The organism is Streptomyces sp. NPDC057654 (genome assembly GCF_042800135.1).
Taxonomy (GTDB): Bacteria; Actinomycetota; Actinomycetes; order Streptomycetales; family Streptomycetaceae; genus Streptomyces.
Genome location: NZ_JBHVHQ010000047.1, coordinates 3,182 through 20,812 on the forward strand (window position 1 = coordinate 3,182; position 17,631 = coordinate 20,812).

Sequence of the window (17,631 nt, forward strand, 5' to 3'; positions counted from 1 at the left end):
GCTGGGCTTCTGGACCTGGCGCACGTACGAGGTGCTCGCGATGATCGAGTGGATGCGCGCGCACAACAGCGGGGCGCCCGACACGGAGAAGGTGCGCTTCGTGGGCATCGATCCACAGCGCTGCGGCGAGTCGATCGCGGCGCTCGACGCGTTCCTGCGGGTGGCGGCGCTGGAGAGGGCTGAAGCCTTCGGGGCGGCGTTCGCGGGGCTGGCCGACGCGAGGCCGGGCGTTCCTTTCGCAGGAGGGCAGGACCGGCTGCGTAACGCTCAGGAGCTGGTCGCCTTCCTGGAGGGGAACGCGGCCGACCTGACCGAACTCACCAGCGCGGTGCGATTCGGCGAGGCGCTCCGCCACGCCCGCCGCGTCGTCCGGGCGGCTGATGTGGTCAGCCGCCCCCTGCACCATGAGGAGCCGGAGCGCAGCGCGCTCGCCGCTCGCGACCGGTACATGGCCGAGGCCGTCGCGGAACTGCTCGACGGCGATGACGGTGGCGATGCCGCCAAGGTCGCCGTGTGGGCGCACAACGGCCACATCATGACCGGCCACTACAGCGGCGGTGTCCCCGCACTGGGTCGGCACCTGCGGCAGCGCTACGGCGACGCGTATTACGGGCTCGGCCTGCTGTTCGGGGAGGGAGCCTTCCGCGCCTGTCGAGCCAGTCGCCGCGCTGCTGGGCGGCGACGGCCCGTAAGACTGACGGTCGGCGCGGCGGGCAGAGGCTCCGGCGCCGTGGAGGCCGAGTTGTCGGAGGCCACGGCCGGAAGCCACATGGTGAACCTCCGTACCGGCGAGGACGCTCCCCCGTCGGTGCGGGAGTGGCTGCGCGCCCGTAACTTCCAACGCAGCTTCGGATCGCACGTGCCGCGCTTCACCTACCGGCTGAGCCTGATGCCGACGGTCCTGGCCGAGGAGTACGACGGCCTGGTCTTCATCCCTGAATCGACGTGTTCCCGGCCGCTGCCGCTGCCCGAGGGCACTTCGCTCCCTTGACGCGTACGGATTGACGCGCGCGGGCTCAGTGGCCGAGGACCGGGACGACGTTGCCCGCCGCGTCGCAGCGTACGGTCCATGACTCTTGGTAGCCGGGCTCGTGGACGTGTACGTTCACGTTCGGCGGCTGTCTGCCGCCGGGCAGGTGGGCGTTGGCGGCGGTGCAGATGATCTGGCTGTAGCCGTTGTCGCCGCCGCTGTTCGTATCGGCCACGGCCACGGGGAGACGCACGTCCACGGCGCCCTCGGCGGCCTCTGCGATCACCGGTCGGTGATACGGCGGGACTTCCGTCCTCAGGCCGCGGGCGAGTTCGGCGGTGTCGGGGCCCTTGAAGAGCAGGTCGAGCGCCCGCTGCGGGGTCACTTGCCCGGTGACCTTGCGGGTGACGGATTGGAGACCGCCGGGGCCGACGAAGTAGAGGTGCGCGTAGCCGGTCTCGGTCACCGGATCGCGCAGCCCCGAGGCCGGGCCGCCTGCCCGGACCGGGCCCGTGGAACCGGTCCCGCAGCCGGTCAGCCAGAGCGCCGGCAGGAGCGCGGCCAGGCACGCGAGCGAGCGTTTCACGACGGGTCCTCCGGCGATGCCGGTTGCGGTGGCGGCTGCGGTGGCGAGTGCGGTGGCGGCTGCGGGAGCGTCACCGTGAACACCGCGCCGCCGCCCGGCAGGTTGGCGGCGGTGAGGGTGCCGTGGTGCAGACGTACGTTCTCCGCCGCGATGGACAGGCCCAGGCCGCTCCCCTCCGACCGGGTGCGCGCCGTGTCCGCCTTGTAGAAGCGTTCGAAGACATGGGTGAGGACCTCCTCGGGGATTCCCGGGCCGCTGTCGGCGATGTCGATGACGAGGGAGTCGGGCGTGGCGGACGCCCGTACGGTGACGGGGGCCGCGCCGTGGCGCAGGGCGTTGCCGATGAGGTTGGCGAGCACCACGTCCACGCGGCGGGCGTCGACGCGGATGTGCGTACCGCCGGCGGGGAGGACGGCGGGGAGTTCGGTGACGATCTGCGGGGAATCGTGCCAGCCGCGCAGCTGGAGCGTCTTGCGGATCAGCGTGCTCAGGTCGACGTCGTCCAGGTGGAGGACGGCGGCCCCGGCGTCGAAGCGGGACATCTCCATGAGGTCCTCGACCATCGTCGTCAGCTTGCGGGTCTCGTCGCTGATGAGGAGGACCGCGTCGGCGGTGTCCGCGGGCAGCTTGCCCGAGCGGGCGTCCTCGTCGAGGGCGTCGGTGACGGCGTTCATCGCGGCGAGCGGGGTGCGCAGTTCGTGCGTGACGTCGGCGGCGAACCGGCGCGAGTTGGCCTCCATGCGCCGCAGCTTGGTGTCGTTCCGCTCCAGCGCGGTGGCCATGGTGTTGAAAGTGCCGGTGAGCGCGGCGAGTTCGTCCTTGCCCGCCGTGTCGAGGCGGGTGTCGAGCGCGCCCTCGGTGATCTTCTCGGCCGCGGTCCGCAACCGCCGTACGGGCCGCAGGACGCGGCGGGCGGCGAACAGCGCGGGGACGACGGCGAACGCCAGCGCCGGGATCGCGCCCGCCCAGGCGGCGCTGATCAGGGCGGAGATGTCGGTGCGTTCGCGGTCCAGGGGGAGGTTCGCGTAGACGACGATGCCCGAGGGTTTGCCGGACGCGTCCTGCCGGCCGCGTGGGTCGGTGTAGCCGACGGGCATGCCGATGACCAGGCGGGGCCCGGCGCCGTGGTCGACGCGCTCGTAGAAGGCGGCCTCGCCCTTCTTGCCGACCGCGTCGCGCAGGTCGCCGCTGACGTGGGCCGTCGTGGCGCCGATGAGCGGACCGCCGTCGCGGGAGACGGCGGTGCGCCAGTCGCGGGAGCCGGTGGTGCGGTCGAGCTGACGGGCGAAGGCGCGCAGGTCGTCGTCGGTCGGGGCGACCGGCAGGTTCGGCGCGAGCGAACTGGCCTGGAGCCGCAGGTCGCGTACGGCGCTGTGCTGGGTCCGGTCCAGGATCGACTGGCGGGCCTGGCGGAAGGTGAGAGTGGCGGTGACGAGCGCGCTGACGGCGGCGACGAGGAGGAACGCGACGATGAGGCGGGGGCGCAGGCCGCGGGGCGGGGTGAGCTTCATCCGTAGTGTGCGGGAGGGGGCCCGTAGCGGCTTTGTACGGGCACGGGGCTGCCAACGGGCGGCGAACCGGGGGCGCTTCATGCCGGCAGCGGGCCGAAGCGGTAGCCGAAGCCGCGCACGGTCTGTACGTACACGGGCCGCCGCGGATCGTCCTCGATCTTGCCGCGCAGCCGCATCACGCACGCGTCGACCAGTCGCGCGTCCCCGTAGAAGCTGTGCTCCCAGATGTCCTCCAGGAGCTGCTGGCGGTTGAAGGTGAGCCCGGGGGCGGCGCTGAGGAAGAGCAGCAGCTTCAGCTCCGAGGGGGCGAGGACGAGGTCCGCGCCCCGCTTGCGGACGATGAGAGAGTCGCGGTCGATCTCCAGGTCGCCGATCCGGGTCAGGCCGGCGGTCGCGCCGGCGCCGTCCTGGGCGGGGGCGACGCGCCGCAGGACCGCGCGCATCCGCGCCTCGATGACCGCGGCGCCGGCCGGCTTCACCACGTAGTCGTCGGCGCCCGCCTCCAGCCCGACGACGATGTCCATGTCGTCGCTGCGGGCGGACAGGATGACGAGCGGCACCTGACTGGTCTCGCGGATGCGGCGGCACACCTCCAGACCGCTCATCCCCGGCAGCATCAGGTCCAGGAGCACGAGGTCGGGCTTGATGGCCGCCAGCGCCTCCAGCCCGTCCTCGCCGGTGCCGACCGCCTCCGTCTCGTGGCCCATGCGGTTCAGGCCGAACACGATGCCGCGGCGTACGGCCGGGTCGTCTTCGATCAGCAGGACGCGGGACATGGACGGAACCTCCGGACAGCGCGGATTTCACATGGGGTCATATCGCTTGGGCCATATTGGCTGATTCATGGCTGAGTCATAGCGGTGAGGTCGTATCGGTGAGGTCGTATCGGTGAGGTCATATCGTGGTGCATGGGGTGCATGGGGTGCATGGGGCGTACGGCGCGTCGGTGCGACGGCGCGACGACACGGGGCCGTACGGCGTACGGGCATCGGTGCGACGACGCGGGGCCGCGCGGCGGTCGGGGTCGGCGCGACGACACGGGACCGTACGGCGGGGCCGGCCGTTGAAACCGGCCCCGCGCCGCTCACCGCGGCCGACCCCGCGGCCGGCCCCGCGCCGCTCACCGAAACCAACGCCATGCCGCTCACCGCAATTGCTCGATATCCACCGTGCCCGCTCCCGCCACCGGCTCCGGCACCGTCGCCCACAGCACGGCGGTCGCGACCGCCGCCAAGGTCACGGCGACCGCTCCGCGCCGGCCGCGCGCCCAGCCCTTCCGGAACCGCACCGGGTCCTCCACGCAAGCCTTCGTCAGCGCCGCCGCTCCCAGCGACACGGCGATGGCGACGGCGACCGCGCCCCAGTCGCCGAGCGGGCCGAGATCGGAGAGCCCGGAAAGCCGGGGCAGCAACAGCAGGTAGACCGGCCAGTGCCACAGATAGAGACTGTACGACAGCTCGCCGAGGCGCCGCGGTAGCCGACTTCCGGCGACGCGCGCCGCGTACGTACCCGGTATGTGCGCCAGGAACGCGATGAGTACGGCCGCGGCGAGCGAGTGCAGGAACAGCCCGCCCTTGAAGAGCAGCGGCGACCGTTCGCCCCCGGTCACCGTCCAGGCCACGGCGAGGCCGCACGTGATCGCCAGGCACGCCAGGTCGGCGGCGCGGCGCGGCACCCGGCTCGCCAGGGTCCGTAGCGGGGCGGTGGCGGCCAGTGCCCCGAGCAGCAGGGCGGCGGCGCGGGTGTCGGTGCCCTCGTACGCGCGGGTGGTGTCCACGGCCGTCCCGAGCCAGACGGTCAGGAGGAGCGAGACCAGGGCGCCCGCCCCGGCGAGGGACGCCACGATCGCCTGGGCGTACCGCCCGCGGGCGGCCACCGCCACGACCAGCGGCCAGACGAGATAGAACTGCCACTCCACGCCGATGCTCCACAGATGCGCGAAGACGCGGGTGCCGGAGCCGTCCCAGTAGCCGATGTGCTCGCCGATGTAGTGCCAGTTGACGGCCTGTGCGCCGACCCAGGGCGTGTCGTCCAGCGCGAACCGCAGCAGGTTGGTGCCGCCCCATGCCCAGGTGGCCGCCAGGACGACGGCCACCACGCAGACGAGCGCCGGCATGAGCCGCCGGACCCGCCGCCACCAGAAGGAGGCCAGGGCGATCCGGCCCTTCCGCGCCGCCTCGCCGAGGAGCAGGCCGGTGATCAGGAACCCGGACAGCACGAAGAACAGGTCGACTCCGAGGAACCCGCCGTCGAGGTGACCGGCGTGGAAGAGCAGGACGGCCGCGACGGCGAAGCCGCGGAGCCCGTCGAGCGCGGAGACATGGTGACGACCGGTACTGGCCTCCCGCCCCTCCGGTGCCCGATGCCGTCCGGGAACGGGAGGGACGGGAGGGACGAGAGCTGCCGCCGACGAGGTCACGACAGCCCCTCAGCTCTCGCACTTGAGCTTGCCGTACCGGTCGGAACCGGTCCAGCCGCTCTTCGCCCACTTGTCGACAGGCGCGGGCTTGAACCCCTCGCTCTTGCCGAGCTCCTCGCCGAACCACTTGGCGAAGGCGGCAGCGCCCTGCTGGCAGTTGTGAATCCCGTCCGGCCCGCGCTGCGCCTGCTTGGCCGACCGGTCCGTGCCCCACAGCTGCGAGGAGTCCAGGTACGTCGCCGTTCCACCGCTCTTCTTGGCGACCTCCTCGGCCGCTTTCGGCGCGGTCCGCATCTGCGGCGCGTGCGGCTTGTAGAAGTCGTCGATCTTGATGGGCGGCGACGACACGAACGCCACCTTGGCCTTGGCGTCCTTCGCCGCGCGGACGAGCTTTTCGTACGCGGCGCGCTGCTGGTCCGCGGTTCCCCAGTCGTACGTGGTGACCTGGTAGGCGATCACGGTGGGCTTGAACGTCTTGATGTTCTCGGTCAGTTGCTTCCACGTGTCGCCGGCGATCATCTGCGTGATCTTCTCGCTGCCGGCCACGACCGTGCCGCCGCCGTCGGACGAGGCGTCCTTGAACTCCACGTCGCTCGCCTTCAGCGCCGCGCCGATCGCCGGAGCCTCGGCCGCGGCGATGGAGTCACCCACCCACAACACCTTCGCACCGTTGCCCGAGGCGGCCGCCTCCTGCTTGTGCTCGTCCTTCGCCCCGGCCTTCGTCCCGCCATCCTTCTGCCCGCAGCCCACGAGGGCGAGGCCGAGCACGGCGACGGAGGCGACGGCGGCGAGAGCGGGGCGGTAGGAGGAGCGGTACTTCGCATTGCTGTTCTTGCTGTTCTTGCTGTTCGTTTTGCTCATGCGTCGAGAGAACCAGCCGGATGACGGCCGATCGCGGCCCGTCATCGTCCGCTCATATTCCGGGAAAGAAACCTTCACGGAGGAGGCGGAGGAGCCCGGCGAGGGCGAGGGGTGTGGTGGTGACGGCGACGCCGGGGTTGTCGCTCTCGCGGAGGTGGATGCGGCCGACGGATATGCCGACTTCGACGCAGTTCTCCTCCTCGCCGCCTCCGGAGAATGAGGACTTCTGCCAGGTGGTCGTCGATGAGGAGGGCACGGAGGACATGGCTACCCCTTTCACATTTCCTGTGCGATGCGACGGATGAGCTCTCGCGACCTTTCGGGGTCCAGCGCCGAGCAGCCGACTCTGTCGAGGCGCGCCCGGTAGCGCTTGAGCTGGGGTTCGGCGTCCAGGAACGTACTGCCGTGCGCGGCGTCCAATTGCACGGTGTCGAGCTGTGGAACGCGGCCGCGGACGAAGAGCATGGAATGCCCGGCCCCGGCGAAGTCCTCGGCGGCGAAGGGGATGACGCGTACGGTCACGTTCTCGCGTTCGGAGGCGGTCAGGAGATGCGCGAGCTGTGCCCGCGCGATTGCCGTGCCGCCCACTTTGATGTGCAGCGCGGCCTCATGGATGACGACGTCGTACGGCAGCGGCGGGAGGGGCGGGGCGCGGTCGATGACCGCTTGCCGACGCATGCGGTACTCGACCCTCGGATCGAGTTCGGAGGGCGGCAACTCCGGGTCCACGTAGGCGAATGCGGCGCGTACGTGGTCCTCGGTCTGGAGCAGTCCGGGAATGTGGGCGATTTCCATGGTGCGGAGCCCGGTGGCGTGGTGTTCCAGCTCGGCGAGGTCCAGTGCCTTCGGGGCGAGGATTCCGCGGTATTCCTCCCACCAGCCGCGGCCGCGCTCGTTCGCCATCGCGACCAGCGAGTCGACGAGCCGGCGGTCGTCGCACGCGTAGAACGCGGCCAGTCTGCGCAGCCGGTCCTCGCTGACGCCGAATCGGCCCGCCTCGATGTGACTGATCTGGGTCTGACCGGCCCCGAGCAGCGCGGCAGCCTCCCGGGCGGTCGCGCCTGCCGCCTCGCGCATCTTGCGGAGTTCGGCGCCCAGCCGCCCCTGACGTGCCGTTGGATTGCCCCTCGGCGGCATGCGGCCCTTCCTCGCGTTGGTCACTGAGTGTGCTGCGCCACCATCCCACGGTTCATGGAAAGGGCGACGGCCCCGCGGACATGGTTGCGACGTATCAACCCTGTCCTCTACGGTCTGTAACGTATCCCTCACGCAAGGGTACGGGTCGCGCTCTGCCGCCCAACTCCCTTGGCCTGCCCGTGAGTCGGAAGCGTGCCCAGCAGGACCCCCACAGAGAGAAGTTCCCCCATGGGAGTTAACGCCGCCTGCCTCGCTGACGACCCAGCGGCGCCGCACTCGTACAAGCTCTACTGCCCGCCCCTACGGACATCCCCACGCGTCGCCCGCGACTTCGTCACCTCGGTCCTGCGCACCCTGGACCTGACGTCGGCCGTGGACGCGGCGGCCCTGTGCACCTCGGAACTGGTGACCAACACCTACCTCCACGCCGGCGGCGCGGGCTCGCTCCTCTGGCTGGCCATCGAACTCCCCACAGTCCGCGTAACCGTCTACGACGACAACCCCACCGAACCGACCTCCCACCCCGTCCCCGACTACGGCGAACACGGCCGAGGGCTGCAACTGGTCGGATCGCTGGCGGACAAGTGGGGCGTATGCCAGGGCGCTCCACTGGGCCTGGGTGGCACGCGCGGAAAGGGCGTGTGGTTCGTACTGGCGGCGGGGTGAGCGAGGGGCACCGCGGCCGGCGGGGGCCGGCCGTTGAGAAGATCACCGTCATGACCATTCCGCTCCGCGTCGACCGAATCCTCGGCGACCGTCCCTTCGCCGAGATCGGTGATCCCCTCCTTGCCGTCGAGGACGAGCGCCGCGGCCTGCTGGCGGTGGCGGGTATGCGAGGCCCCGTAACGGACGTGCACGAGTTCGCCAGAACCGCGACGGTCGGCGTCTACGGCACCGCTGATCTGGCCTGCCGTGCCCTTCTCCGTACGGGCTACTCCGTGCATGCGATGGCTTTCCACCCCGGGCTCCCCCTCCTGGCGGTCGGTACGGGCGACTACGACGGCGGCTACGTCTTCGAAGGGCAACTGCTCCTGCTGGACTGGGAGACGGGCGGCGTCACCTCGCTCATCGAATTCGAGCTGGGCCGCCAGGTCCTGGGCCTGGAATGGCTCAGCGAACAGGAACTACGCGTGCTCATGGCACCGCCCGACGACTGGCAGGACAAGGGCGCGTGGAGCGAAGGGCATGTAGCGGTGGTGCGTCGACCCGACTGGAGCGCCGTACCGCCCCGGTCGGTCACCGCACATGATCTGGCCGGGCCACGGGTGGCGGCCCTGCGAACCGAGAGCCGAGAGGATGCCCGTCGGATGGTCTCCGGTCTGAGTGCGGACTGGGACCCGCGCCGCAACGTCCGCGCGGTCGAGGAACTGTCCGACGGCAGGATCGTGGCCACGCTCGACGGGGTTCAGCTGGAGTCCTGGCTGCCCTCCGGACGACGGCAGTGGGCGGTCCGGGACGACAACGGCGGCCGCCACATCGTTATCGCCGCGGATGAACGGTCGGCCTGGGTGGGCTTGGCGCGGCCTTCTTGGGAAGAGCGTGCTCAGGCCGTGCTCCAGCTCGCACTCCAGGACGGGGCGCAGCTCGACCACATCACTCCCTCCGGCTCGGTGTCCTTGGTGCGGTGTGCTGACGGCTTGCCCGCCCTCGCGCCTGCCGGGCGGGGCGGTCGTCGGCACAGGCTGCGTATCCGCCGTGGCAGCCGGATCTACTTTCTGGAAACCGCTCGTGAGAAGGGCGGGCAGAAGTCTCGAACAGGCGAAGCCTGGCTTGAGGCAGCGGAACTGGGGTCCATACCCATCGCCGAACGTCCGCGTGAGCCGAGGCAGGAGGAGGTCCGTCAGCTGTTCCCCTACTCCTGGATGCCCGGCGAGACGCACTTCCCCGGCCCCGGGGCGGAGACCGCCGACGGAGATCTGATCCATGCCGGCACCGTTTACCACGGTCGAGGGCTGCAACCCGGCGGATCGTTCGTCGTACGACGCGCGGTGGCCGATACGGAGCCGACGTGGGTCTTTCGGACGGACCGCAGAGCCACCGACCTCGACTGCGACACGGAGACCGCTTACGTCACGTACAACGACGGCGAGGTCGTCGCGCTCGGCCTCCATGACGGCGGCGTCCGCTGGCGCCGGCATCTCACGGTCGCCGGAGTCCCCGCCGTGCCGACCGCGCTGACCGTCCCGGAACCCGGCCGACTGCTCATCGGCACCAGCGACGGGCGCCTCCTGGACTGCTCGACCGGCTAGGAAGTGCCGGTACGGTCCGGGCGCGCGGCGGCGGCGATTCCCGCCGACCAGAAGTGCCGCTTCGCGTCGCCGGTCGCCGGTCGCCGGTCGAAGAAGCGAGACGGTGTCGTCAAAGACCGGTTCCAGGCCCGGATCTGGAGCCGGACGAGGCCTCGAAGACCGCTGCGCAGAACTCTTCAGGCGGCAGATACCCGTGGTCGGCAACGTAATGCACGATCAGCAAGGGCGCCGCATAGGCGACCTCACTGCTGCCCGTAACCCAGATTTCCCCACTCCCCAGAAACAGACCCTCGCTGTCGAGGTGTTCCCCGGCGGCATCCAGCGTGGGGCAGAGCTCGCAGAAGTGCACCCCTCGGTAAACGTTCTCCGGGTTCTTCGCGAGTTCCCGCAGCCGGGGCAGCAGGCCGTGCGGGGTGGGCCCGCGCGAGTACTCATGCTCTGACGAGAGCCAACCCACGTTGAGGGCAGGTGGAGTGGGGGCTGAGTAACTGTACGGCGACAGGTCTGCGAAGTGTGTCATGTTTGCAACATTCAGTGAGTCGCTCGGAATTTCTGCGGAAGGCGGCCACGTTCCCACAGTTCGTCCAGGGTGCGCAGGTGGTCGTCGAAATTCTTCTGCATATCCGATCGTTCCTGCGCGGAGAACGAACCGAGCGGGTCGGAGAATTCGAGATCTCCGAGATCCGGACCAGTCCACCCCTTGAACCGACGGCACGACGCACACCACGAGTAAGTGATGCGCACCTTCCGCGCCCCGCTCACCTGACGATGAACGTAGGTCCGCACCGATTGCTTGCCGCACGCAGGGCATAGCCGCTCCACCGGCTCGTCCACGAACCGTGGACCGCCCAGCAACACGTCGACTTGCCCGCTGTCGAACTCTCCCATTCTCATCTCCTGCCTGCGATGGCGAGCACTGCCGCAAGGCCCTCTCGCAGATCCTTGACGAAGTACTCGGGAACCTCCAACGACGGGAAATGCCCACCCCTTTCTGGTGACCTCCATCGGACGATCCGGCGGTACCGCTCCTGTGCCCAGGGGCGCGGGCACTTCTCGATGTCGCGGGGGTAGATGCTGATGGCCGACGGGACGTCGACCCGCAGCTCGGGGTCCAGCGAGTTGTGACTCTCGTAGTAGATGCGGGCAGCCGAGGCTCCGGTCCGCGTCAGCCAATACAGGGTGACGTCGTCGAGGATCCTGTCTCTGGACATCGTCTCGAACGGAGAGTCCTCGGTGTCCGACCATTCGGCGAACTTGTCGAGTATCCAGGCGAGAAGCCCGACCGGTGAGTCGACGAGCGAGTAGCCGATGGTCTGCGGCCGGGTCGCCTGCTGCTTGGCGTATGCCGCGCGGTGGTGCCAGAAATGGTGGGTTTCCTCGGTCCATTCGCGCTCGACCGCCGTCAGCCCGTCCGTGGTCAGACCGGGTGGTCCCTCCGCGAACGTGGTGTGGATGCCGAGGACGCGCGCCGGGAACCGGCCGCCGAGAACCGTGGTGATGTTCCCTCCCCAATCGCCGCCGTGGGCCGCGAACGTGCTGTAACCGAGCCTTTCCATCAGTTCCACCCAGGCGGCCGCGATTTTCTCGGTTCCCCACCCGGTGGTGGCCGGCTTGTCGCTGTAGCCGAAGCCCGGCAGCGACGGCATCACGACATGGAAAGCCGGCGCGTCGGCGTCCTTCGGATCCGCCAGCTCGTCCACCACATCGGTGAACTCGGCAATGCTGCCCGGCCAGCCGTGCGTAAGGATCAGCGGAGTGGCATCCGCGCGAGCGGATCGGCGGTGCAGGAAGTGGATTCCCAGACCATCGATGGTCGTGCGGAACTGGCCGATCTGGTTGAGGCGCTTTTCGAACGACCGCCAGTTGTACCCGGTGCGCCAATAGTTCACGAGATCGACGAGGTCGGCGAGTGGAACACCCTGTCCCCACCGGCCACGGCCGGGCGCGGCGCGCCGGACTGTCTCGGCCTCCGGCAGCCGCGCCGCGGCCAATCGGGCGCGTAGATCGTCGAGGTCGGCCTCGGCCGCATGGGCTTCAAACGTTTGCACGTCGCTGGTGGGACGGGGCATGAGACCTCCTAGCATCGCGGAACCGGCTAAGGCGGTTCTAGCAGCCCTCCAAGCCGCGCCGCAACCGGCTAAGGTGGTTCCATGTGCACTGGGTTCCCTGACTTCCGCCTCGGCAGCGTGCTGGCGACGAGCTTCACGGCGACCCTGTCGGAGCGCCTCGGCGCCCCCGTGGAGCGCATTCCCACGCCGCAGCGACTCGTCGACTGGCTCGTGGTGAACGGCCTCGCCGTGGACTCCTGCACCACCGCCCAGCTCGACCTCGCCCGCGAACTGAGAGAGTCGATCCACGCCGCCGCGACAGCGGCCGCACTCCAGGACGCTCTCCCGGCCGCCGCCGTCCACGTCATCAACGACCGCAGCGCTCAAGGGCGGGCCGCGGCGACCCTGACGCCCGAGGGCGAGCGCCGATGGCGGCTCAGCTCGGATTCCTGCGTGGAAGACGCCCTCAGCGTGATCGCCGCCGACGCGGTCAGCATCATCGCGGGCGAACGAGACGGAAAACTGGCCCTGTGCGCATCGCCTACCTGCCGAGCCGCCTTCTTCGACACCAGTCAGAGCCGCAGCCGTAAATGGTGCGACATGAACACATGCGGAAACCGTCAGAAGAAGGCCCGCTTCAATGCCAACCAGCGCAAGAACCCCGGATCAGCGGAGTGATCGGCACCTGACCATTGAGGTGATGCGAATCTTTCGGGCTGCTCCGCTGCCTTTGACGTGCGCATGAACGCCCGTGACCCCGAGCTCCTTGAGGCGAGCGGCCTCAAGATTCAGACAGGCCACGATGCCCGCTCCCAAACCGCGACGAACTCCGCCTTGTGGATCACAGTGGCCGAGAATTCTGCTTGGGCTTGCACGTCTTCAATGAGCCCGACAGGGACCTCGCTCAGTCCAATGGTGCCCGACTCGCGCCAGTGGTCTGCTCTCAGGAGGCGGCCATCGCGGTACCCCTGCACTTTTCGCACCTCATAGCCGTCCGCTCCGATTTCGCTGAAAAAGGTGACAGGTTCTTCGGCCAGGTCGTGATGCCAGAGTACTTTCCAGTACTCCACGCCGCATTACTTCCGTAGGTCAGAAGCGTCCAGCGGCTCCACTCGCAGTTTGATCTGCCGATTGTGCTCGGCGTGAGCCACGACCTTTGCCGCGATGCTGTCACCAGGTGCGGGCCATTCTTCGGGTGGGACGGGCGAACCGTTTGGCAGGTAGGAGATTGCGTCTACTACAGCCACCGCTTCGGGGTTCTCGGTAATCTCCAGAAAGAATCCGAAAGGTCTGATCTCTTTTACCCTCCCGCGTACGAGAATCCCGATGGGAAAGTGCTCTTTCGTGGTCTGCCAGATAGCATCATCGATCATTGGTGCCAATGCCTCGGGTACTCGTTGAGTTTTTCGACTTCTGTGTTCGGGATGGTGACCTCCGTTAGAGGGCCTCCTTCGTATGGATATTCATGCTTCTTGAAATGTTCCGCATATTTGTCCGCCGGGATTCTGACCTCGATCACCCCGTCGCCGTAATGATTAGCGTAATTGTTGGCCAGTTCGCGTTCCTTGGCGAAATAAGCTGTCCCATCCATGTATGGATTATGAGGGTCGCCAGGGAAATCTCTTTCCAGGAATCCATTTTCATAGTGGTACTGGCCTCGTCCCCTGGAGGGTGCCTTGAAGAGGCTGACCTCGTCGCCGCAGTCTGGGGCGAGCCCCCAGCGGATCAGCCCATGTATGCGGATTATGAACATACGCCACCGGGTTAGGCGCCGGAGCCAGCCCCAACGGGTCAGGCGGGGCGTAACGGGCAGTTTCCGGGTCGAAGTATTGGCCGGGGAAGCGGAGGGGAGTGTAGGCGGGGCTGTCCACCGGCCAGGTGGTGGTGCCCCAGAGGGTGGATCTTTTGCGCCAGGCTATGTCGCCGGACTCGGCGATCAGTTCGCTCGGGGCGAACCACTGTTTCCGGGTGGGATGCGCGAAGAGGGGCGCAGTTCGTACTGGCGGTGGGATGGAGGAGGCAGAGGTGAAGCCGGCAGCCGGATGCTTACTCTGCTGTCGGCTCTGTCAGCCGGCGAACTTTTCATCGATGCATGAGCAAGCCCTTCCGATCCGCATCCGCCAGGGTGATGTCGGCCATCTCCGTCCAGGGCTTGGTCGGATTGAACGCTTGCTGGAAGGGGGCCTAGCTACTCCTAGCCATTGTGGGGTCGAGGGCCAGTCCCGGCATCTTCCCTGAACCCCAACAGGGCGGAAGCGGATAGAGAGATTTCGACCAGGTGCTCGTCAGGCGGGTTTGGAACCTCGTAGTGGTTCGTCGACATGAATTCAAGGAAATCTACCGGCAGCTGAATAGAATAGTGTTTGATATAGGCTGAGAGATCTGCGCGCCAGATGAAAGTTCCATCTGTGAGGATAGATGATCCGCCTGGGGTTTGAAATGCTCGACCAATGACATCCACGGTCATTTCCATGATGTCCAGGATTGGATGTCCTGTGTCGAGATATTGGACAACTTGATCCTTGGGGTAGTGAGGCTGATCGGTGGCGATGTAGTCCGAAATGGATTCCTTGTAGGTGTGGGGGGAGTCGGGCTCAAGCTCGCGAAAAAAGCCGACGGGTCGCATTTTTGGCCGTTTCTACAGTAGTGGGAGGAATGTGCGCCAGTATCCAGAGTCTGCAATCTGAGGGGTCTGGCCAGGGCCCAATCTCGGGTTGGTTCCAACTTTATTTGTCGGGGCTGTGACAGTTACGCCAAGTTCGTTTGCTACTTGCTGGGCGATGCCTGATGAGTCGGCTCCCGAGTGGCACACCATCAAGCGTAGCGGTCCGCCGGTATAGTTGGGGTTGTTCGTTACGGCATCGACTATCTGTCCTCCATTTACGCCTCCATTCGGCATTTCTAGGAAACCATCTCGGGAACCATGGGCCACGACGTCGTGATGGCCAGCGTTCAGTACGTTATGGAAGTTGCGCTGGCTTGCTCCATCCGAACCGATCAGGGTGCCGTTCTTTCCATGGGTAACAGGGTCCCCGGATGGGATTCCGCTGTCTTCCATGTAATCTGTTGCCCGTGTGTATGGTGCCAGCCCCAGCGGGTCAGCCCATGTATGCGGATTATGAACATACGTCACCGGGTTAGGCGCCGGTGCCAGCCCCAACGGGTCAGGCGTGGCGTAACGGGCAGTTTCCGGGTCGTAGTGGCGGTGGTAGTTGTAGTGGAGGCCGGTTTCCGGGTCGAAGTATTGGCCGGGGAAGCGGAGAGGGGTGTAGGCGGGGCTGTCCACCGGCCAGGTGGTGGTGCCCCAGAGGGTGGATCTTTTGCGCCAGGCTATGTCGCCGGACTCGGCGATCAGTTCGCTCGGGGTGCCGACCAGGTCGGTGATGATGGCGAAGAAGCGCTGGTCGATTTCCTGCCGCGGCGCCTCGGCCGCCGTGATGCGTTCCGTCTGGGCGATCGGCTGGAGGCCGTTGTGGTCCCAGGTGAGGGTGACGGCGTTCGGGTGGGCGGACGTCGTCGTGGTCTGTTCGGTGAGGGTGGGGCCGTCCCAGGTGAAGTCGGTCTGTTCGGCGACCTCGCCCGACTCCGTCAGGCGTTGCTTTGCCGTGCGGCGGCCCACAGGGTCGTAGCGGTAGCGCCAGCGGGTGCCGTCCGGGGTGGTGACGGAGGTGAGGCGGTCCTCCGCGTCCCACGCGTAGCGCCAGGTGTCCGGCTTGCGGGAGAGGCGCGTCTTCTGGCGGAGTACGACGCGGCCCAGCGCGTCGTACTCGTAGCGGACGCCGCCCGCACGGGTGACGCGGGTGCCCGTGTAGACGCGGGCGCCCCTGGCCTCGGCCCCGGGGTGGTCCGCCGGCCAGTGGGCTTCGGACTGGTTGCCCGCCGCGTCGTACGCGTAGCGCTCCGTCCAGCCGGGGGCGTCGACCGACGTGACGCGGCCCGTCGCGTCGAGCCCGAAGGTGCGCGGGCCGGAGAGCAGGTCGTCGACGGCGGTGAGGTTGCCGTCGCGGCGGTAGGTGTAGGCGCGGGACTGGAGCGCGGCGGTGGAGGCTTCCGCCGTCACGGACTGGTCCGTCAGGCGCCCCGCCGGGTCCCACGCCTGCGTCATCGTCAGCGACAGCTCCTCGCCGAAGCGGCGCGCGACCTCCCGGCCCGCCGCGTCGTGCTCCAGCTCGAAAGCGTGCCCCGAGGCGGACACGGAGGCGCGGTGGCCCGCCGCGTCGTACGACCAGGTGCTGACCGCGCCCGAAGGCGTCACCCGGCGCGCACGGCGGCCGAGCTCGTCGTAGGCGAAGGTCATCGTGCGGCCGTCGCACGTCTGGGACTTGACCCGGCCCAGCCGGTCCCGGCCGTAGACGAGCGTCGCGTCCGGCCCGGCCGCCTCCATGAGGCGGCCCGCCGCGTCGTGCCGGAACCGGGTGACCTTGCCCGCCGCGTCCTTCGCGACGATGCGGTCGAGCACGTCGTACTCGTAGCCGATGGTCTGCCCCAGCGCGTCGGTACGGGACGTGAGGCGCCCCGCCGCGTCGTGCGCGTACGTCAGCGTGCGCCCGTCGAAGTCCGTCTCGGCCAGGAGACGGCCCGTCGGGTCGTACGCATAACTCCACGCCAGGCCCTGGGGGTTGACCACTTCCAGCAGTTGGAGCTGCGTGTTGTGCTTGAACTCATGGCGCACCCCGTCCGGCCCGGTCCGCGCGCTGAGCTGGTCGAAGTGCGTGTACTCGGAGCGGGTCACGCCGCCGAGCGCGTCCGTGTGCGCCGTGCAGTTGCCCTCGCCGTCGTACGTCCAGGACTGCTCGGAACCGTCCGCCTCGACGCGGCGCACGAGCTTCCCCTCCACCGACCAGGAGAGCCGGGTCGTCGCGCCCACCGGATCGACGGCAGCGGTGATGCGGCCGAAGGCGTCCCGCCGGTAGCTGGTCGTGCCGCCGAGCGGATCGGTGATCTCCACCGGCAGCCCGGCCGCGTCGCACCGGATGCGGGTCACACCGCCCAGCGCGTCCGTCACCGACGCGGGATGGCCCAGCGCGTCATAGGTGTAGCGCGTCGCCGCGCCGGCGGGGTCGGTCACGGACGTGCGCCGGCCCGCGTCGTCGAACGTCTGCTGCCACGTCGTGCCGTCCGGATCCGTGATCGTCTCCGGCTTGCCCAGCTCGTTGTACGAGGCCGTGGCCGCGCGGCCGTCCGGGCGGACGACCGAGGTCAGCCGGCCCGCCTCGTCACGGCGGAACTCGGTGGTGCGGCCCAGCGCGTCGGTACGCGCGCACAGCCGGTCGTAGCGGTCCCACCGCGAGTGGACCGCCGCCCCCGTCGGATCGATCTCGGTGACGACCTGAAGCGCCCGGTTGATGACGTAACGGCTCGTGTGGCCCAGGGAGTTGGTGAGGGTCGTCACGCTCAGGCCGGTGTCCGGGTCGCGCGGCCCGTACTCCAGGGTGGCCCGCATATGGCCCTCGGCACCCGACTCGAAGACACAGCGGTCCCACGCGTCGTACGTGTACGAGTAGCGGCTGTCATTGCGGTCCGTCCAGGCCGTGATGCGCCCGCGCTCGTCGTACTCGAACCGCAGCGGCAGCCCGGAGGAGTTGACCACCTCCGTGAGGTCGCCGCCGGTGTAGCCGTAGCGCACCAGCTCCACGTCGGCCCCGCCCGGCCCGCCGCCCGCCAGATGCAGCGCCGTGATGCGCGGCGCCCCGCCGTCCGTGACGCCGGTGGTCACGCGGACGCGATAGCCGCTGTCGTGGACGATCGCGGTCGGCGCGCCGTCCGGGTCCCGCTCGAAGGCGATCCAGTGGCCGTCGCGGTCCGAGATCTGCTCCAGCGGGGCGGTCCCGTCGCCGTACGGGCGTGAGC

General features: G+C 68.7%; 19 protein-coding genes and 1 pseudogene. 4 read left to right on the top strand and 16 right to left on the bottom strand.

The window, feature by feature from the left end:
• On the top strand, positions 1 to 991 hold a 991-nt coding region (locus ACFU99_RS06645), incomplete at its 5' end, for an erythromycin esterase family protein (RefSeq protein ID WP_384386757.1).
• A gap of 25 nt (positions 992 to 1,016) precedes the next feature.
• Here ACFU99_RS06645 and ACFU99_RS06650 read toward each other — a convergent pair.
• From ACFU99_RS06650 to ACFU99_RS06680, 7 genes are all read right to left on the bottom strand, one after another.
• The gene (locus ACFU99_RS06650; RefSeq protein WP_384386759.1) at positions 1,017 to 1,556 is read right to left on the bottom strand and encodes a hypothetical protein; all 540 of its coding nucleotides are present in this window, start codon (positions 1,554 to 1,556) and stop codon (positions 1,017 to 1,019) included.
• Entirely contained in the window at positions 1,553 to 3,067 is a 1,515-nt protein-coding gene (locus ACFU99_RS06655; protein WP_384386762.1) for a sensor histidine kinase, read from the bottom strand. The genes ACFU99_RS06650 and ACFU99_RS06655 overlap by 4 nt, the downstream gene beginning before the upstream one ends.
• Positions 3,068 to 3,144: 77 nt before the next feature.
• A complete protein-coding gene (locus tag ACFU99_RS06660; RefSeq protein WP_384386765.1) occupies positions 3,145 to 3,843 on the bottom strand; it encodes a response regulator in 699 nt (232 codons plus the stop codon).
• A 368-nt stretch (positions 3,844 to 4,211) separates the two neighbouring features.
• A complete protein-coding gene (locus ACFU99_RS06665) occupies positions 4,212 to 5,486 on the bottom strand; it encodes an acyltransferase family protein (RefSeq protein ID WP_384386767.1) in 1,275 nt (424 codons plus the stop codon).
• A 9-nt stretch (positions 5,487 to 5,495) separates the two neighbouring features.
• Entirely contained in the window at positions 5,496 to 6,347 is an 852-nt protein-coding gene (locus ACFU99_RS06670; RefSeq protein ID WP_384386769.1) for an SGNH hydrolase domain-containing protein, read from the bottom strand.
• 52 nt (positions 6,348 to 6,399) lie between these two features.
• The gene (locus ACFU99_RS06675; RefSeq protein ID WP_384386772.1) at positions 6,400 to 6,612 is read right to left on the bottom strand and encodes a DUF397 domain-containing protein; all 213 of its coding nucleotides are present in this window, start codon (positions 6,610 to 6,612) and stop codon (positions 6,400 to 6,402) included.
• Between the two features lie 11 nt (positions 6,613 to 6,623).
• A complete protein-coding gene (locus ACFU99_RS06680; protein WP_384386775.1) occupies positions 6,624 to 7,484 on the bottom strand; it encodes a DUF5753 domain-containing protein in 861 nt (286 codons plus the stop codon).
• Positions 7,485 to 7,712: 228 nt separating this feature from the next.
• Between ACFU99_RS06680 and ACFU99_RS06685 the strand changes: the two genes are divergently transcribed.
• Both ACFU99_RS06685 and ACFU99_RS06690 read left to right on the top strand, forming a co-directional pair.
• On the top strand, positions 7,713 to 8,150 hold the full coding sequence (locus ACFU99_RS06685) for an ATP-binding protein (RefSeq protein ID WP_384386778.1): 438 nt from the start codon (positions 7,713 to 7,715) through the stop codon (positions 8,148 to 8,150).
• A gap of 50 nt (positions 8,151 to 8,200) precedes the next feature.
• On the top strand, positions 8,201 to 9,733 hold the full coding sequence (locus ACFU99_RS06690) for a hypothetical protein (RefSeq protein ID WP_384386780.1): 1,533 nt from the start codon (positions 8,201 to 8,203) through the stop codon (positions 9,731 to 9,733).
• 109 nt (positions 9,734 to 9,842) lie between these two features.
• Here the strand turns inward: ACFU99_RS06690 and ACFU99_RS06695 are convergent, their stop codons facing one another.
• The 3 genes from ACFU99_RS06695 to ACFU99_RS06705 are packed head-to-tail and all read right to left on the bottom strand — an operon-like array spanning position 9,843 to position 11,802.
• Positions 9,843 to 10,253 carry a hypothetical protein gene (locus ACFU99_RS06695; protein ID WP_384386783.1) on the bottom strand — a complete coding sequence of 137 codons (411 nt, stop codon included), beginning with the start codon at positions 10,251 to 10,253 and terminating at the stop codon, positions 9,843 to 9,845.
• 11 nt (positions 10,254 to 10,264) lie between these two features.
• Complete coding sequence (locus ACFU99_RS06700) at positions 10,265 to 10,621, bottom strand: hypothetical protein (RefSeq protein WP_384386785.1); 357 nt, start codon at positions 10,619 to 10,621, stop codon at positions 10,265 to 10,267.
• A gap of 2 nt (positions 10,622 to 10,623) precedes the next feature.
• Positions 10,624 to 11,802, bottom strand: coding sequence for an epoxide hydrolase (locus tag ACFU99_RS06705; protein ID WP_384386788.1), 1,179 nt, complete (start codon positions 11,800 to 11,802; stop codon positions 10,624 to 10,626).
• Between the two features lie 81 nt (positions 11,803 to 11,883).
• Between ACFU99_RS06705 and ACFU99_RS06710 the strand changes: the two genes are divergently transcribed.
• A complete protein-coding gene (locus ACFU99_RS06710; RefSeq protein WP_384386790.1) occupies positions 11,884 to 12,459 on the top strand; it encodes a CGNR zinc finger domain-containing protein in 576 nt (191 codons plus the stop codon).
• Between the two features lie 110 nt (positions 12,460 to 12,569).
• Here the strand turns inward: ACFU99_RS06710 and ACFU99_RS06715 are convergent, their stop codons facing one another.
• The 6 genes and pseudogenes from ACFU99_RS06715 to ACFU99_RS06740 all read right to left on the bottom strand — a co-directional run.
• Positions 12,570 to 12,851 (bottom strand): DUF6881 domain-containing protein, encoded by a 282-nt coding sequence (locus tag ACFU99_RS06715; RefSeq protein WP_384386792.1) that lies wholly within the window; start codon positions 12,849 to 12,851, stop codon positions 12,570 to 12,572.
• Positions 12,852 to 12,857: 6 nt separating this feature from the next.
• Positions 12,858 to 13,154 carry a hypothetical protein gene (locus tag ACFU99_RS06720; RefSeq protein WP_384386795.1) on the bottom strand — a complete coding sequence of 99 codons (297 nt, stop codon included), beginning with the start codon at positions 13,152 to 13,154 and terminating at the stop codon, positions 12,858 to 12,860.
• The gene (locus ACFU99_RS06725; RefSeq protein ID WP_384386798.1) at positions 13,151 to 13,534 is read right to left on the bottom strand and encodes a hypothetical protein; all 384 of its coding nucleotides are present in this window, start codon (positions 13,532 to 13,534) and stop codon (positions 13,151 to 13,153) included. The genes ACFU99_RS06720 and ACFU99_RS06725 overlap by 4 nt, the downstream gene beginning before the upstream one ends.
• Positions 13,485 to 13,730: pseudogene (locus tag ACFU99_RS06730) on the bottom strand (RHS repeat-associated core domain-containing protein); the annotation flags it as partial. The gene ACFU99_RS06725 and the pseudogene ACFU99_RS06730, both read right to left, overlap by 50 nt.
• A 245-nt stretch (positions 13,731 to 13,975) precedes the next feature.
• Positions 13,976 to 14,407, bottom strand: a complete 432-nt coding sequence (locus ACFU99_RS06735) for a hypothetical protein (protein ID WP_384386800.1) — start codon at positions 14,405 to 14,407, stop codon at positions 13,976 to 13,978.
• 12 nt (positions 14,408 to 14,419) lie between these two features.
• Positions 14,420 to 17,631, bottom strand: a 3,212-nt coding sequence (locus ACFU99_RS06740) for an RHS repeat-associated core domain-containing protein (protein ID WP_384386803.1), incomplete at its 5' end; no start/stop codon positions are given.

Coding starts and splice junctions, on each gene's coding strand:
- ACFU99_RS06655 (WP_384386762.1), bottom strand. CDS start 3,067: ATGAAGCTCACCCCGCCCCGCGGCCTGCGCCCCCGCCTCATCGTCGCG.
- ACFU99_RS06660 (WP_384386765.1), bottom strand. CDS start 3,843: ATGTCCCGCGTCCTGCTGATCGAAGACGACCCGGCCGTACGCCGCGGC.
- ACFU99_RS06670 (WP_384386769.1), bottom strand. CDS start 6,347: ATGAGCAAAACGAACAGCAAGAACAGCAAGAACAGCAATGCGAAGTAC.
- ACFU99_RS06675 (WP_384386772.1), bottom strand. CDS start 6,612: ATGTCCTCCGTGCCCTCCTCATCGACGACCACCTGGCAGAAGTCCTCA.
- ACFU99_RS06680 (WP_384386775.1), bottom strand. CDS start 7,484: ATGCCGCCGAGGGGCAATCCAACGGCACGTCAGGGGCGGCTGGGCGCC.
- ACFU99_RS06685 (WP_384386778.1), top strand. CDS start 7,713: ATGGGAGTTAACGCCGCCTGCCTCGCTGACGACCCAGCGGCGCCGCAC.
- ACFU99_RS06690 (WP_384386780.1), top strand. CDS start 8,201: ATGACCATTCCGCTCCGCGTCGACCGAATCCTCGGCGACCGTCCCTTC.
- ACFU99_RS06695 (WP_384386783.1), bottom strand. CDS start 10,253: ATGACACACTTCGCAGACCTGTCGCCGTACAGTTACTCAGCCCCCACT.
- ACFU99_RS06700 (WP_384386785.1), bottom strand. CDS start 10,621: ATGGGAGAGTTCGACAGCGGGCAAGTCGACGTGTTGCTGGGCGGTCCA.
- ACFU99_RS06705 (WP_384386788.1), bottom strand. CDS start 11,802: ATGCCCCGTCCCACCAGCGACGTGCAAACGTTTGAAGCCCATGCGGCC.
- ACFU99_RS06710 (WP_384386790.1), top strand. CDS start 11,884: ATGTGCACTGGGTTCCCTGACTTCCGCCTCGGCAGCGTGCTGGCGACG.
- ACFU99_RS06720 (WP_384386795.1), bottom strand. CDS start 13,154: ATGATCGATGATGCTATCTGGCAGACCACGAAAGAGCACTTTCCCATC.
- ACFU99_RS06725 (WP_384386798.1), bottom strand. CDS start 13,534: ATGTTCATAATCCGCATACATGGGCTGATCCGCTGGGGGCTCGCCCCA.
- ACFU99_RS06735 (WP_384386800.1), bottom strand. CDS start 14,407: ATGCGACCCGTCGGCTTTTTTCGCGAGCTTGAGCCCGACTCCCCCCAC.